Raw genomic sequence first — 14,662 nt, forward strand, 5'->3', positions numbered from 1 at the left:
CGCCTATGAGCTTCCATATCCTGTTAGTTGGCAAAGAGCAAATAATCCTTGGAAAATCCAATACTGGTTAATCCAGATATCCACTCACTCTTACCCAACAAACACTTAGTATCTTAACACTTGCAAATCTAAAAGACACGAACAATGGAAATATTATTTTCTACTATTGCCGTTGTTTGTATCTCACGAACAACCGTATTGTGCCGTTGTTCGTGTCTCACGAACAACCACAACTATACAGTACTACTCAGTTTTGCTGACTACGCCGCCTTTCATGCTGTCCACTTCTACGGTGTATTTGTCGGCAGAACCGCGCACGATCCAGCGCACCTTTACGGCATAGTTGCCGCCGTTGTTCAGCGTACCGGGAATGTTTGCTACTTCGATTGTCTGCGGATTGTGCTTTTGCTCGCGGGTAAGGTTGAGGAACTCATCTTCCACAATCATACCGCTTACGACCTGCGCATTTTTAATTGTGATGTAGTCCGGGCGCTCGATTTTGTAGCGTATATCATGCGAGGAGTGCGTAGGCATCGCACGGGTATTGATAATTGTAGCTGTTACCTCTGTTAGTCCGCCTGCCAGCTTCTTGGATTTGATTTCGGCAATCTCAATTTTAGGCATATGGTAGGCGTGCAACAGCGTAAACGCCATGTTGCGGTGTCCTTCTTCTTCCAGCATAAAGCCCGGCGTGTTGCGGATGTTGTTTTTCTTGCTGCCGCCGATCTCAATATCGCCGTATTGCGGGTGCTTGTAAGGTTTCCACTTTACATAAGCGTCGCCAAAGAGCAAATACTTGTCAAACTCGTTGAACTCGTCGTTCTGGAAACGCCCTTCGGTGGATTTTTGGTTGAACAGACGGTACGATGTGTTAATCTCATTTGAGAAGGTAAAAATGCCGCGTGCCAGCGCCAGCCAGTCAATTTCGCCTCCGTAAACGGTGTAGAGGTCTTTCCAGAGTACGTAGTAGTTGTAGCCCGGAATCATTTTTTCGCCTTGTTTGCCAATCAGATCATAAACGGCAATGTCAGACTGGCTGTAGAAGCCCTGGTCTTCCTCAGCGCCGGGGCCGCGCAGGAACATCCCGCCGAAGTTGTGATAACTCTGCGCACCTGCGATGTTGCGGCGGCTGTAGATGTAATTCTTTACGTTGCGGGTTTCAATGAGCGTACCGGGATAGTAGAAAGCTCCGCGCTGGATGTAGTCTGGTTGCCAGCCCCAGCCCCAGTCGCGGTTCGGGTCATAGGTGCCGGGAAGGTCTTCGTTTACTTGCCCGTCGCCGTCGTTGTCTATGCCTTCAAAGCCCAGCATTTCATATTCGCCTTTTTCGTCGGGCTTGGCGGGGATCATGCGGGAAGGATAGTTAGGATCTTCCTTCCAGCGTCCGGTAGGCGATTTGCGGCGCATCATCGTGATGTGTCCGTCGCCGTCCAGATCGTCATAGCCGTCTTCGTCTATGTAGCCGTCCCCATCGTCATCTAAGGCTACTTGTCCTGTGCGAGACGAGTTAGCTGTGTTTGGTTTGAAGAGGAATTCCTCGCGCGAGTCAGGACTAAGCGTAGGCAGGATGTAGAAAATTCTGTCTTGCAGCATCTCTGTGATGTATTCTACCTTGCCAAAACTTTCTGCCAGATACCAAGCCGTGTACATAGCAAACTGCGTGCCTTGCAATTCGTTGGCATGGATACCGCCATCAATCCAGAAGCCCGGTTTGCGGTCTGCATTGCCTTTTTTGTAGTCTGTAATGGCAAGTACGATCATGTCGCGTCCTTGCGTGGACTTGCCAATATTTTCAATCTTTACCAGATTTGGATAAGCCTTTGCCAGATCTTGCGAAAGTTTCATAATGCCGGCATAGTCCATGTAGTAGTTCCATGCCCATTTTACCTTTGGATTGGCAGGCGTACCTACGGCGCGCATACCGGTCAGGTCGGGGTCGGTTTGTGAAAAGGCAGCTATGTGTACAACGATACACAAAAGGACTGCTGAAAATATTTTCTTAATCATGGGTGTTTTTTTGAATGTTGTTTGTGAAAACGCCTTTGTTAGCGCAGGGTTACTTCGGCAGAAGCTGTGCCTGCTGTTGGGCATCCTGCCTGAATGGTCAGTTTGCCTGTGCCTGAGATCAGCCAGGTGTATTCTTCCATCTCACCTGCTCCGAGTGCATTGCGCAAATTGATTTTGCGACCAGAGACGATGGTTTGTCCGTTGCCCAAAAACAATTCTGTTTTTACCTTTTTCACCCAGCGCACGCGGTCGCCGAGGTCGGCATAAGTTGGCAACAGCCCCTTATTGACTACCTGCAAGGTAATGCGGTTCAAGCCATTGCCCAGCGATTCGGTTTTTAGGTTTACAATTTGTATATCAGGCATTTGCATTCCCATACCTGCAATAAACTGCACGTGTTTGTCGGCAGTTTCGTTCAGATAATTCACAGGCGGATTGAGTTTGGCATAAGGCGCCAGTCCGCCTACTTCGGCTTTTTTATCCGGGAAATCGGGATGTTTGATTTCTTTCCATTCCACAAATACGTCGGTGAGTTTCTCGCGATCTGCCCATTTGAGGAAACGCACTTCGTCGTTTTCGGCAGTAGCTCCTGCACCTGCACCTTTGCGTCCTCCTGCGTCAGCTGTATCCGCAGTAGTATTTGCACTCGCATCAGCCTTTTTGGTAGTGTCTTTGGCAGCTTCAACCTTAGGCGCCCACCAGCCCGGGGTAGTAAAACTGAAGCGTCCGGCGTGGAAATAGGCAGTTTGTGCGAAGTTGCCTTTGCTTTGTGGCATGGCAGGCGCATCTTTCAGCCCCAGTGAGTTGTATAACTTGGAAACCTGATCCATTGCGGCTGCATCTTTCTGCGTAGGGCCTGTGATGATGCGGCGCGAAACTTTCGACTGGTCAAATTTAGGCGCTTCGCTCAGGTTGTTGGCAGGTCCAAAAGTGAGCACAGCAAAGATGTTTGCAGTGCTGTATAGGAAATCTGCCAGCGCACGCGTCTCAGGCTCGGAGGCAGCGTAATCGCCGGAACCGTCCACAAAAATGGGATAATCGAAAGTGAAGTTTTTGTCAATATTTACTCCGCCCGGGCCGTCTTCGTTGAATTTGCCGTCTTTGTCGTTGTCTGTTCCTTCGGTGATGAGGATGTATTTGCCGCTTTCGCCTTTGGCTGCATCGGCTTTTACTAGTACACGCGGATCGTCTTTAGACACGATAAAAGTTCCCGTTGGATCTTCTATGCGTACCATAGTGATGAGTCCGTCGCCGTTGAGGTCTTCAAACGGATCTTCGTTCAGCCGACCGTCGCGGTCGTTGTCGTAGTCCAATCCGTTTTCGCTGCGGGCAAAACGAGGCTTAGCCGTCCATTGTTCCTGCGCATCGGGATTGACAGAAGGAATGAAGTAGATCGTTTTGGTTTCCAGCAGTTTGGCGATAGAATCTTTAGAAGCTCCTGCAAGCATTTTCTCAGCCATTCGGATGGCGGTTTCTGTTCCGGCAAGGTGCGCCCCTTCAATACCCGCTACAATAAGCAGGGCCGGTTTTTTGGTTGCATCGCCTTTACTCAGAGTGAGCAACCAGATGTCGCGCTGTCCGCGACTCTTCCCGATAGATTTTACAGAAGCTAATGAGCTGTTGGCAGAAGCCAGATTTCTGAGCCGCGAAGTGCGCTGCTCATGGTTCTGATACGACTGCTGGGCTTGTGCTGAACCTGCCCATAAAAGGCAGGTAAGCCCCATCCAAAGCAAGTGTTTGTGTTTCATGCAAGTAAGATTGTTCTTTTGAAGCGCCGTAATTTAGCCTAAAAATCAAAATATGTTTGCTAAACTTTGGCATGAAATCAACTGCAGCCACCTGTTGGATCGTCAGCCCGCGCTTAGACAAAGAAGAGTTTAACTGCCGTTGCTTTCTCTACACATGGGGGCTGGGGCTGTTCGTTGCCGCAGGCTTCCTGATGACAGCTATGGGCTGGTGTGCCTTTTACAATGATCGCTTTATCACTACTATTATGTAGATGGGCTCATCTGGAAGTTTGGCAAAGACCCCGAACTGCGGCGCATTATGTTCAGCAAGGGATAAGATTTGTGCATTTTTTTGTTCGAGGCATAATCTTAAATGTTCCCCAATGAGTTATTGTAGCAAATAAACCCAAATCACTATGAAAAAGTATGCCGAGATAGACCGAAGTGGATTTCCGATCGTAAAGGTTGTATTCACAGGCGAGTCTGCACAAGCCGATAATTTCCCTCACTACTTGGAGGAAGTAAGACAGAGCTATGACAATAAAACTCCCCTTGCCATCATTTTTGATGCGGGCAAAGCCAGCTTGCCCGGTCTGACGTATCAGAAGATGCAGGCAAAGTGGCTCAAAGACAACCATAACCTGATGACGACCTTTTGCAGAGGCACTGCCTACGTCATCCCCAATCCGATCGTTAGGAATGTGTTGCAGGCAATTTTTACTATCCAGCCACAACCTGTGCCTTACTTGGTATGCAGCACTTATCAGGAAGCCGAAGCATGGGCGCATCAGCAACTCGGTACGAAGCATTAGCAAAGTCCGTTATTAGAATGGGATATTGACACATCGGCCCGACGGCGGTTTAGTGCTAAGGCTACGCTAAACCGCCGGATAAAATGCCCGATGTACCATCTCAGCGATGGTAAAATCTATTTCTTCGTCAATATCTAAGGCCTCGTGTTTAGGAATTTCCAGCAGGTAGGGGCGGCTGCCGATGCGGTTGTGCCTTTCCATCAAAATTTTTTTATCGAACAGATACAGGCACGAATTTTCTTCATAAACAGGGGGCAAATCTTGGGTGCGAAGTAAAATATTCGGGTTGTGGTTGATCGCGCGCGCCAGTTCGTCCCACAGGCGCGTTTGCAGCCGCGTAACGGCAAATAGCGAATCGTAGATCGGGTACTGACTGAGGAACAAGTCCACACCTTTTTGGATGGTGGCAGCGCTTAGCAGCGGGTTGGTGCTGTGCGTTTGCAGGTAAAAATCTGCCTGCACCTGATTGATGACGTTGAGCAGCACATCGTTCATCGGGATCGAGCCGTCGCGCAAATGCTCAGGGCGCTCCAGCAGTAGTACCTGCGGAAAGTATTGACGCGCGTAGTCCATCACCGTTGGGCTGTCGGTATCTATCACCACCTGCGTAATGGCAGGCACATTCAGTAAACTTTCCGTTACATAGTGAAAAAGCGGCTTACCGTTGAAAAGACGGTAGTTTTTTCCGGGAACGCGCTCGCTGTTGTGGCGCATGGGTACAATGGCTGCAATTGTGCGACTCATGGTTGTTTTCTTTCTTCTATTTTTTGTAAAACTGCTTTCGCCATTTCTACCAGTTCGGTTTGACGGGCTGCCGCAGCAAAGTTTTTCAGGTCGGTTTCTGCCTGTGCAGAGGTCGGTTCTAAGGCTAAACGCGAAAGTATTTTGAGCATTGTAACCTGCTCGCTGAGCGGATTGCCGGGGTAGCGGCTTTCCAACTGACTAAACGCAGTAATCGCCTGCGCATATTGCCCGCTTTGGTAGTACTCGTAGGCGAGGGCATATGCCTGCACTACCTCAGCGCTTGCTGCTGCCTGCGCTGTAATAACATCGGCTAAGGAAGCGTCCTTATCGCCGGATGATTTGTTGAGCAGTTGCGCATAAGACGAATCGGGATATTTCTCCAGCAACTGACGCTTGTAAGTATCCGACTCGCAGTTGGGCTGTTCGCTGCAAAGTCTGACAATTGTGTAGAGTGCTTCGGGTACTTTGGGGTGGTCGGGGCTGAGCGCTACGAATCGCACCAAGTCGGCACGTGCTTTCTGCGGCTCTTCCAACACCTGAAAATACATTTTACCTGTTTGGTAGAGCGCTTCTGCCAGCGTGAGGCGGAGTTGTTTTGCTTCCTCGTCGTTGGCAGGTATTTCAGAAAGGCGTATGTCTAAAGGCTTAACGGCTGCATATCTGTCTGCTTCGGGTGCCGATTGGTTTTGGCGTTTGTTGCTATTTTCTTCAGGTGCAGTTGTAGCTACCTGATCGGGCGGCGAGTCGCGTACCTTGTCGGAAAGTCGCCAGTTGTCCGCCAGTGGGATATTGCCCCATGTGCGGGCAAAACTTGTTCTGCCGTTGGCAACTGTCTGTGCGTTGTAGAAATACCATGTATTACCCGCAGGCGTTGTTGCAGCAGTGTTAGCCGCAGGCATAGGCCGGCGATTGCCCGTCTTGCCTTGTTGCTGTTGTGCTATTCTGATCTGACGGTCTATTGCGGCTTTCTCATCGGCAATTTCCTTTTCGAGTGTCTGGCGGCGTTCTTGTTCGCTCATGCCGTAAAGGGCGAGCAGCCGCTCGGACTGTTTAATTTTCTGCTGTTCTTCGGCAAATTCCTGTAGAATGCCTGCCAGTCTTTTCACCGCATCGTATTCGGGGGCAGTGCTTGGCAGGGTTTGCGCGGCGCTGTCGTAGTACAGAGCAGCTTTGGTATAATCTTGCAGGCGTTCGTAGTACACCTTGCCCAGTTGCAGATAAGCTCCCGCTTTCTGCTGTGGGGCGGCTAAAAGCGCCTGCTGATAGGCTTCTATGCCCATCTGGATGCGACCGCGCTTCACTTCAAAGCTACCGATTTCATACCAGATGCGGTCTTTGTATTCTTGGTTTTTGGGATCTTTCAACAACGCTTGTAGGGTGCGCTCGGTTTTGGCAACTGCCGAAGCATCGCCGAAATCTACTGCACTTGCTGTATTAAGTTGCGAAAGAAATAGAATCTCATAGGGGGGATTGCTGCGCGTTAGTAGGCTGTAATATTCATAGGCTTTTTCGGGCTTATTCAACTTTTGGCTGATTTGAGCAATCATGAAAAGCACCTTGATACGTAGTTCTTTATTGGTAATGTAGGGCAAGGCTTTTTCCAAATAGGCGCTTGTGCGGGGCAAATCTTGCTTTAAGCGATAATAATGCGCCATATTCAAATAAAAATCGCGGGCATTATCGTTGTTGATCGGGTTGGCATCTTTACTCAGGTACTCGGCTGCGTAGAGTGCATCCTTTTCGTTGTTTTGTTCGATGAATAGCCTTTGCAACCAAACCAATGCCGTATGTCGTGCGTCTGGGTCGGGGCTGTTCGTGTTCACATACTTAAAGGTAGTAGCCGCATTGCGAAAGTCGCCCATGTAGAGGCGAGCTTTGCCAATGAGCAGGTAGCAATCGTCCACCCACTTGCTGCGTTCGTGTAGTTTGATGGGCAAAGAAGCCTTTTCGATGACATAGTCCAGACCTGCTTGCTGCGAAGCGCCTGCCGCAGAGTCTATGCGGGGGAATACATATAAAATATTGCTGTAGTCTGTAGGAGCAGCAGCTAACAGTGCAGCCTCTACCTCTATCATTTTTTCTTTGGCAAGAAAATAAGCATTGTAGCGAGCTGTTGTATCGTGATATACTTGGCAAGCATTTAATAGCAACAGCGGCAACAAAAGGCGCAAAGAGATGATTATTCGCATGAAAATCAGGTCGTCGGAAGAAGATGTAGAGTTGTTTCCATAAGCGATGCTGTGCATTACTTGCAAATATAGCAAAAAGGATGGCACGAGAAATTAACCCAAAACCGAAATAAAATTATTACTTTTGCCACAAATCATTTGCACTTTTTGGAAAAGAAAACGATTTACGACTGGCTCTCCCACCGCATGTGGCTTGTTGTACGCGATGAAGAAACGCTTGCGCCGCGATTCAGTACACGTATAACTTTAGCTTTTTTAGTTGTGATCGCAGTCGGGCTGTTTAGCTTAAGTTTGCTCATCGGTTGGGGTATGCACTTGGTAATCACTAAGATACAAGGAGAATCGCACAGTGAAGCAAACATTCATCGGCAGATATTTAGGCTTTCTACAGCCATTGACTCGCTCGCTGAGGCGATTGCCATTCGGGATCGGTACATCAACGACCTGCAAATGGTGATGCGCGGCGAAACCCCTAATAACGATATCAAAACGGTAGGAAGAAGCGTTAAAGTGCCTCCGGAAGAAGTAGAGCAGATAGATTCTGTAGATGCAGCCTTTCGGGCGCAATTTGAGATGGAAGCTATTTCTGCGCGCACGATTCGCAGCGCTACCTATGCACAGTTGAAAGACTTTGTGTTTTTTACGCCGATCAAAGGTGTACTTTTAGGCAGGTTTGACCCTGACAAACAGCACTATGGGGTAGATATAGTTGCCCGCAAGAACGAACCCATTAAAGCTATTGCCGATGGTACGGTGATTATCTCTTCATGGACACAGGACTCGGGCTATACCATTGGTATTCAGCATAAAAACCAATTAATTTCTTTTTACAAACACAACTCGGTATTGCTTCGAAAAGTAGGCGATAACATCCGCGCCGGCGATATTATCGCTATTATCGGCAACTCAGGCGAACTGACCGATGGACCGCACCTGCATTTCGAACTCTGGCACAACGGCAGTCCCGTGAATCCGGAACAATACATTTCTTTTTAATAATTTGCTTCAGTAATGAAGCATTAACCCATTCGCACCTATGTTTAACTCATCTAAAAAAGAAGAGCGAAAAGTACAGGAAAACATCAGTTCCGTTGCTAATATCATTGGCAAAGGCACCCAGATTACGGGCGACATAGAAACGCCGGGAAATATCCGCATTGATGGTATAGTAAAAGGTAATATCAGATGCAAGCAAAAACTGGCAACGGGTGTCGGCTCATTTGTAGAAGGTAATATCTACACACAAAATGCTGAGATTGAAGGAGAAGTGAAAGGAATGATAGAAGTGAGTGAAGTATTAATCCTGAAGTCGAGTGCCGTGATTACAGGGGAGGTCTATACTGCAAAACTCGTTGTCGAAAATGGCGCAAAATTCAATGGTACTTGCAAAATGGGCGATAGCATCAAAGTAAACAAACCGGAAGATGCCATCAAGCAAACCGCAAAAACAGCGTAACAGCTACCTGAGGTATTCGGGAATGGCTTTTGAGCTTGCGGGCGCATTGGTACTGGGCTACTGGGCCGGTAGGTGGGTTGATACATTTTTTGAACTTCCCAAATCCTTTGGCACCATGTTCTGTATGATGCTATGTTTATTTGCGGCACTTTTTCATATCCTTCGCAGTCTGATAAAAAATAATCCGTAATAAGTATGAAGCCATTTGCCAAAAGCCTTTCCCTCCTCGTTGTGTGCTGTGCGGGCGTTCTCATATTGTTGGGACTTTGGCAGCCACAATTGGTTGTTGCATACTCGTGGTACCTGCTCGGCTATTTTACCGCAATTACACTGCTTACTTATTATATGGTACACCAAAGCAACAAAGAACCGCTCGATTTCCCCAACTACACACTCGGTGCAACGGCGGTACGCTTACTGATTTCGGCTGTTATTTTGGGCGTATTTTTCTGGCAGGTCAAAGACAAAGAGACCCGCTGGCACTTTACGATTACTTTCTTTATGATGTATTTCTTGTTCACTGCTTTTGAAATTAAATCATTGGTGGCTAACTTGCGCCAAAATTCCGGAAAGACGGATAAAAAAGATGCTTAAAATCTTACGTAACTTACTGATAATCAGCAGCTTCATATTTTTTTCAAATGCTGCTTTCGCCAAAGGCGAAAATCAAGGCGATGGTAATTTTTCACCAAAGGAAATGATCCTACACCATATTGGTGACGCTTATGATTGGCACTTTTTTGATTATACCAAAAGCGATGGTACAGTTGTTCAGGTTTCGCTACCGCTTCCTGTAATTTTGTTGACAGATGGCAACTTGGATGTTTTCCTCTCCAGCGAGTTTGATCATGGCAAGCGACAAGTAGTACGCGGCGATCGTGTATATCGTCTTGAGCATTCGCATATCGTAGAAGCAAACGGTAAGAAAATCATTGATCTGTCATTTACTAAGAACGTGGCTTCTATGTTTCTTGCTTCCGTGCTGTTGGTGTTCATATTTATTTCGGTAGCCAAAGCCTATCAGCAGCGCCCCGGACAAGCGCCAAGCGGCTTACAGTCTTTCATTGAGCCGTTGGTTATTTTTGTTCGCGACGATATTATTATTCCCAACATTGGCGAGAAGAAATACAAGACTTACCTGCCCTACCTGATGACTCTGTTTTTCTTTATCTGGGTAAACAACCTGCTCGGTCTGATTCCTACCGGTGCTAATACTTCGGGTAATATTGCATTTACGCTGACATTGGCAGCTTTCACGGCTATCATTACCAATATTTCAGGTAATAAGGACTACTGGAAACACATTTTTGCGATGCCGGGCGTACCTAAACTGATGCTGATTATTATGATTCCGGTGGAATTAATCGGTATCCTGACAAAGCCTTTTGCGCTGATGATTCGTTTGTTTGCCAACATTACCGCAGGACACATCGTTATTTTGTGCCTTGTAAGTTTTATTTTTATCTTTAAAAATGCGATTTTGGGCTTGCCTGTAGGTTTTGTTGTTGTAGCAATCACCTTCCTTGAGCTTTTTGTTGCGGCGCTTCAAGCATATATTTTTACTCTGCTTTCTGCATTGTTCATCGGTCTTGCAGTTGAAGAACACGAGCATCAGGAAGCACACCATTAATTTTTGGACTTACTTACTCAATTTATCATACATCTCTAATTTTTATCACACATGTTGTCTAACATTCTTCTGGAAATGACCGGCACTACAGGCGCACTGGGCGCAGGTATTGGTGCAGGTATTGCAGTTCTGGGCGCAGGTCTGGGTATCGGTCGTATCGGTGGCAGCGCTGTTGAGTCTATGGCTCGCCAGCCTGAAATGGCCGGTCGTATCCAAACTGCTATGCTGATCTCGGCGGGTCTGATCGAAGGTGCCGCGCTGTTTGCTATCGCGGTATGTTTCATCGTAGGTAACGCCTAAAACCCAATGAAAGAAAGCCGCCGGCAGCTGGTGCAGGCGGCTTCTTTTTCTCTGAATGGCAACAGAAGTTGATTTTGCGACTTTGACTTAAACACATCATATACTAATGGAATTGGTTACTCCCGGCCTCGGCCTAATTATCTGGACAAGTTTATTCTTCATCATCGTACTCTTCCTGCTCAGAAAGTTTGCATGGAAAGTTATTCTTGACAGTATTGACGAGCGCAACAAGTCTATTGACGAGGCGCTGAAGTCTGCTGACCGTGCTCGCGCAGAGATGGTGCAGCTAAAAAACGAAAACGAAGCCCTCTTGCAGGAAGCCCGCTTGGAGCGCGACAGAATGCTGCGCGATGCTAAAGCCGCCGCCGATCGCCTTATTAGTGAAGCACAGGAAAAGGCTGCCATAGAAACACAGCGCCTAATGAAGCAGGCACAAGAAACCATTCAGAACGAGAAAAATGCAGCGCTGACCGAAGTTAAAAACCAGATTGCAAGTCTCTCACTGGAACTGGCAGAAAAAATACTTCGTACAAAACTGAGCGACCGTTCTGCACAGGAACAACTGGTAAGAGAATACATGAAGGATCTGAAAGTCAACTAATAACGCGATGTCAGAGTTTAAGGTAGCATCCCGATATGCCAAATCGCTGGCAGATCTTGCACAGGAAAAGGGAGTTTTGGATGAAGTGCATCAGGACATGTTGCTCTTCGCCCGGGTGTGCGAGGAAAACAGAGCTTTTCGCTTGCTTCTCCGCAACCCTATTATCAACCGTGAAATTAAGTTGAAAGCACTTCGCAAGATCTTCGCGCCATACGTTCATCCGCTGACAATTAGCTTCTTTGAGATCAGTGTGCGCAAGCAGCGCGAGGCTTCTCTCGAGCCGATTGCCATTGAGTTCCACAAGCTCTACAATCGCATCAATAACGTTGAGCAGGGGGTGTTGGTTACTGCAACCGAACTGAGCGAGGAGACGCTCGGCATGTTGCGCGAAGAAGCCCGCCGCATTGCAGGCAGACCAATCGAATTAGAAGTAAAAAACGATCCTGAGTTAATCGGTGGCTTTATATTGACTATTGGCGACAGGCAGATAGATGATTCAGTCAAATCCCAACTGAATAATTTGCGAAAAGCATTTAGCTATAACCCTTACGTCAAAGAATTATAAGTTTTGAATCTAACACTTTAAGCATATAGGATCATGGTTCAGATCAGACCTGATGAGGTTTCAGCAATATTGAGAGAGCAACTCTCAAACTTAAAAACCGAGGCCGAACTCGAAGAAGTCGGTACAGTATTACAGGTTGGCGACGGTGTTGCCCGTATTTATGGTTTAACAAAAGCACAGTCCGGCGAATTGTTAGAGTTTACCAACGGCTCTCAAGGGCTGGTGCTGAACCTCGAAGAAGATAACGTAGGTGCAGTAATTTTGGGTGATTCTGCAGGTATCAAAGAAGGCGATACTGTAAAACGCACCCGCAAAATCGCTTCTATCCGTGTAGGCGATGGTATGCTAGGGCGCGTAGTAGATACGCTCGGCAGGCCAATTGATGGTAAAGGCCCCATCACAGGTGAATTGTTTGAAATGCCTTTGGAGCGCAAGGCACCGGGCGTGATCTACCGTCAGCCTGTAAATGAGCCTTTGCAAACAGGTATCAAAGCGATTGACTCTATGATTCCCATCGGTCGCGGTCAGCGCGAACTGATCATTGGCGACCGCCAGACCGGTAAAACTGCCGTTGCCATTGATACCATCCTGAACCAAAGAGAGTTTTATGATAAAGGCGAGCCTGTGTACTGTATCTACGTAGCTGTGGGTCAGAAGGCTTCTACTGTTGCACAGGTAGTTGCGGCGCTTCAAAAAGGAGGAGCATTACCTTATTCGATTGTAGTGGCTGCCCCTGCTGCCGATCCTGCACCTATGCAGTTCTATGCACCGTTTGCAGGTGCTGCTATTGGCGAATATTTCCGCGACACAGGTCGTCCGGCGCTGGTTGTATATGACGATTTATCTAAGCAGGCGGTCGCCTACCGCGAAGTATCGCTCCTGCTGCGTCGTCCTCCAGGACGCGAGGCATATCCCGGCGACGTATTCTATCTTCACTCACGCTTGCTGGAGCGCGCTGCTAAAATAAATAAGCAAGATGCGATTGCCCAGCAGATGAACGACCTGCCGCCTTCACTGAAAGGCAAGGTAAAAGGTGGTGGTTCGCTTACAGCTCTTCCGATCATTGAAACACAAGCCGGAGATGTTTCTGCCTACATCCCGACTAACGTGATTTCTATTACCGATGGTCAGATCTTCCTTGAGTCTAACCTGTTCAACTCCGGTATCCGCCCTGCGATCAACGTAGGCATTTCAGTATCTCGCGTAGGTGGTGCGGCCCAGATCAAGTCTATGAAAAAAGTAGCAGGTACGTTGAAACTGGATCAGGCGCAGTTCCGCGAGTTGGAGGCTTTTGCAAAATTTGGTTCGGATCTGGATGCTGCTACTAAATTGACAATTGAGCGCGGCCGCCGCAATCAGGAAATTCTAAAGCAGGGACAGTTTTCTCCCGTACCGGTTGAGAAGCAGATTGCCATTATTTATGCCTCTGTCAACGGTTTGTTAGATAACGTGCCTGTAAACCGTGTGCGCGAGTTCGAACAAGTTTTCACCACTCAATTAGAAGCAAGCCATCCTGAGGTGCTGAAAGGCTTGGCTCAGGGCAAACTTGACGATGAGATTACATCTGTTCTGAAAAAGGTTGCTGCCGATCTGGCTAAAGGTTTTGCAAAATAATTTTGACTTATTTATTTAAGCATTTCAACAATGCCAAGTTTAAAGGAAGTAAGAAATAGAATCAACTCGGTGCGCTCTACGCAGCAGATCACAAAAGCCATGAAAATGGTGGCAGCTGCCAAGTTGCGCCGTGCGCAAGATGCTATTATGCAGATGCGTCCTTATTCGCAGCGTTTGCAAGGCATTTTGGGTAACATTATGGCGGCTGTTCAAGAGCAATCTGCTAACAGATTCTCTGAAAACCGCCTCGTACAGCATGTACTCATTGTCTGTATTACTTCCGATCGCGGCCTTTGTGGAAGTTTTAATGCAAACGTTATCAAAGCATGTAATGCGCTTTTGATGGATAAATATGCTGCTCAGTATCGCGCAGGCAACGTAACAGTTCTGTCTGTTGGCCGCAAGGGACGCGATTTCTTCAGACGCAGAAATGTACCATTGGTAGAAGACTTTACAGAGTTATTTGGCAAACTGTCTTTTGACAATGTTAAGTTGGCTGCTGAGTTTGTAATGGATGGTTTTGTAAACCAAAAGTACGACGCTGTTGAATTGGTTTACAACGAGTTCAGAAACGTGGCTACGCAGATTGTACGTACTGTTCCGTACTTGCCGCTACAGACAATTGTTGAAGGCAACCCAAACAAAGCAGATGCCACTACAGACTTTACCTACGAGCCTAATAAGGAAAGCATTATTGCCGAGTTGCTGCCAAAAGCACTTAAAATTCAGTTCTATAAAGCCTTGCTAGACTCTAATGCATCTGAACACGGTGCGAGGATGACAGCAATGGATAAAGCAACTGACAATGCGGGCGAACTACTCAGAGAGTTACGCCTTGTTTACAACCGTTCGCGTCAGGCGGCCATCACTAAGGAGATCCTCGAGATTGTTGGTGGTGCTGAAGCACTGGCCAACGGATAAACCTAAATTTACTTCACACAAATAAAAGCCTTCGCATATGCAGGGGGCTTTTGTTTTTTTCAGCCAAAAAATATAATTTGGTTTGAATTAACGCTA

At 47.4% G+C, this 14,662-nt stretch carries 16 protein-coding genes; 12 read left to right on the forward strand and 4 right to left on the reverse strand.

Annotated features, from left to right (window positions below):
• Window positions 1-243: 243 nt before the first annotated feature.
• On the reverse strand, window positions 244-2,007 hold the full coding sequence (locus ACWIP2_RS14115; protein ID WP_448520583.1) for a M14 family metallopeptidase: 1,764 nt from the start codon (window positions 2,005-2,007) through the stop codon (window positions 244-246).
• Between the two features lie 38 nt (window positions 2,008-2,045).
• A complete protein-coding gene (locus tag ACWIP2_RS14120; protein ID WP_448520584.1) occupies window positions 2,046-3,755 on the reverse strand; it encodes a M14 family metallopeptidase in 1,710 nt (569 codons plus the stop codon).
• Window positions 3,756-3,826: 71 nt separating this feature from the next.
• Between ACWIP2_RS14120 and ACWIP2_RS14125 the strand changes: the two genes are divergently transcribed.
• Window positions 3,827-4,006, forward strand: a complete 180-nt coding sequence (locus ACWIP2_RS14125) for a hypothetical protein (protein ID WP_448520585.1) — start codon at window positions 3,827-3,829, stop codon at window positions 4,004-4,006.
• A 144-nt stretch (window positions 4,007-4,150) separates the two neighbouring features.
• Window positions 4,151-4,546, forward strand: a complete 396-nt coding sequence (locus ACWIP2_RS14130; protein WP_448520586.1) for an STAS/SEC14 domain-containing protein — start codon at window positions 4,151-4,153, stop codon at window positions 4,544-4,546.
• A gap of 66 nt (window positions 4,547-4,612) precedes the next feature.
• On the opposite strand, the gene ACWIP2_RS14135 is transcribed toward ACWIP2_RS14130, so the two are convergent.
• Together ACWIP2_RS14135 and porW are read right to left on the reverse strand one after the other, a co-directional pair.
• Window positions 4,613-5,290 (reverse strand): acylneuraminate cytidylyltransferase family protein, encoded by a 678-nt coding sequence (locus tag ACWIP2_RS14135; RefSeq protein WP_448520587.1) that lies wholly within the window; start codon window positions 5,288-5,290, stop codon window positions 4,613-4,615.
• A complete protein-coding gene (gene porW, locus ACWIP2_RS14140; protein ID WP_448520588.1) occupies window positions 5,287-7,536 on the reverse strand; it encodes a type IX secretion system periplasmic lipoprotein PorW/SprE in 2,250 nt (749 codons plus the stop codon). The genes ACWIP2_RS14135 and porW overlap by 4 nt, the downstream gene beginning before the upstream one ends.
• Window positions 7,537-7,626: 90 nt before the next feature.
• Here porW and ACWIP2_RS14145 point away from each other — a divergent pair, with 90 nt between their 5' ends.
• The 10 genes from ACWIP2_RS14145 to atpG all read left to right on the forward strand — a co-directional run bounded on the left by ACWIP2_RS14145 (window position 7,627) and on the right by atpG (window position 14,566).
• Window positions 7,627-8,475: a M23 family metallopeptidase gene (locus ACWIP2_RS14145; RefSeq protein WP_448520589.1), complete on the forward strand. Its 849-nt coding sequence runs from the start codon at window positions 7,627-7,629 to the stop codon at window positions 8,473-8,475.
• Window positions 8,476-8,515: 40 nt separating this feature from the next.
• Window positions 8,516-8,935, forward strand: a complete 420-nt coding sequence (locus tag ACWIP2_RS14150) for a bactofilin family protein (RefSeq protein ID WP_448520590.1) — start codon at window positions 8,516-8,518, stop codon at window positions 8,933-8,935.
• A complete protein-coding gene (locus tag ACWIP2_RS14155) occupies window positions 8,904-9,125 on the forward strand; it encodes an AtpZ/AtpI family protein (RefSeq protein ID WP_448520591.1) in 222 nt (73 codons plus the stop codon). The genes ACWIP2_RS14150 and ACWIP2_RS14155 overlap by 32 nt, the downstream gene beginning before the upstream one ends.
• A 5-nt stretch (window positions 9,126-9,130) precedes the next feature.
• Complete coding sequence (locus ACWIP2_RS14160; protein WP_448520592.1) at window positions 9,131-9,529, forward strand: hypothetical protein; 399 nt, start codon at window positions 9,131-9,133, stop codon at window positions 9,527-9,529.
• Window positions 9,522-10,565, forward strand: coding sequence for a F0F1 ATP synthase subunit A (gene atpB, locus ACWIP2_RS14165; protein WP_448520593.1), 1,044 nt, complete (start codon window positions 9,522-9,524; stop codon window positions 10,563-10,565). Before ACWIP2_RS14160 ends, atpB begins: the two co-directional genes overlap by 8 nt.
• 51 nt (window positions 10,566-10,616) lie before the next feature.
• Entirely contained in the window at window positions 10,617-10,865 is a 249-nt protein-coding gene (atpE, locus tag ACWIP2_RS14170; protein WP_250631094.1) for an ATP synthase F0 subunit C, read from the forward strand.
• Between the two features lie 106 nt (window positions 10,866-10,971).
• On the forward strand, window positions 10,972-11,466 hold the full coding sequence (gene atpF / locus ACWIP2_RS14175) for a F0F1 ATP synthase subunit B (protein WP_448520594.1): 495 nt from the start codon (window positions 10,972-10,974) through the stop codon (window positions 11,464-11,466).
• A 7-nt stretch (window positions 11,467-11,473) separates the two neighbouring features.
• Window positions 11,474-12,031 carry an ATP synthase F1 subunit delta gene (atpH, locus tag ACWIP2_RS14180; protein WP_448520595.1) on the forward strand — a complete coding sequence of 186 codons (558 nt, stop codon included), beginning with the start codon at window positions 11,474-11,476 and terminating at the stop codon, window positions 12,029-12,031.
• 33 nt (window positions 12,032-12,064) lie between these two features.
• Window positions 12,065-13,645 (forward strand): F0F1 ATP synthase subunit alpha, encoded by a 1,581-nt coding sequence (gene atpA, locus ACWIP2_RS14185; RefSeq protein ID WP_448520596.1) that lies wholly within the window; start codon window positions 12,065-12,067, stop codon window positions 13,643-13,645.
• Between the two features lie 30 nt (window positions 13,646-13,675).
• Window positions 13,676-14,566, forward strand: a complete 891-nt coding sequence (atpG, locus tag ACWIP2_RS14190; RefSeq protein ID WP_448520597.1) for an ATP synthase F1 subunit gamma — start codon at window positions 13,676-13,678, stop codon at window positions 14,564-14,566.
• Window positions 14,567-14,662: the final 96 nt, after the last annotated feature.

The sequence above is a fragment of the Rhodoflexus sp. genome (assembly GCF_053489755.1).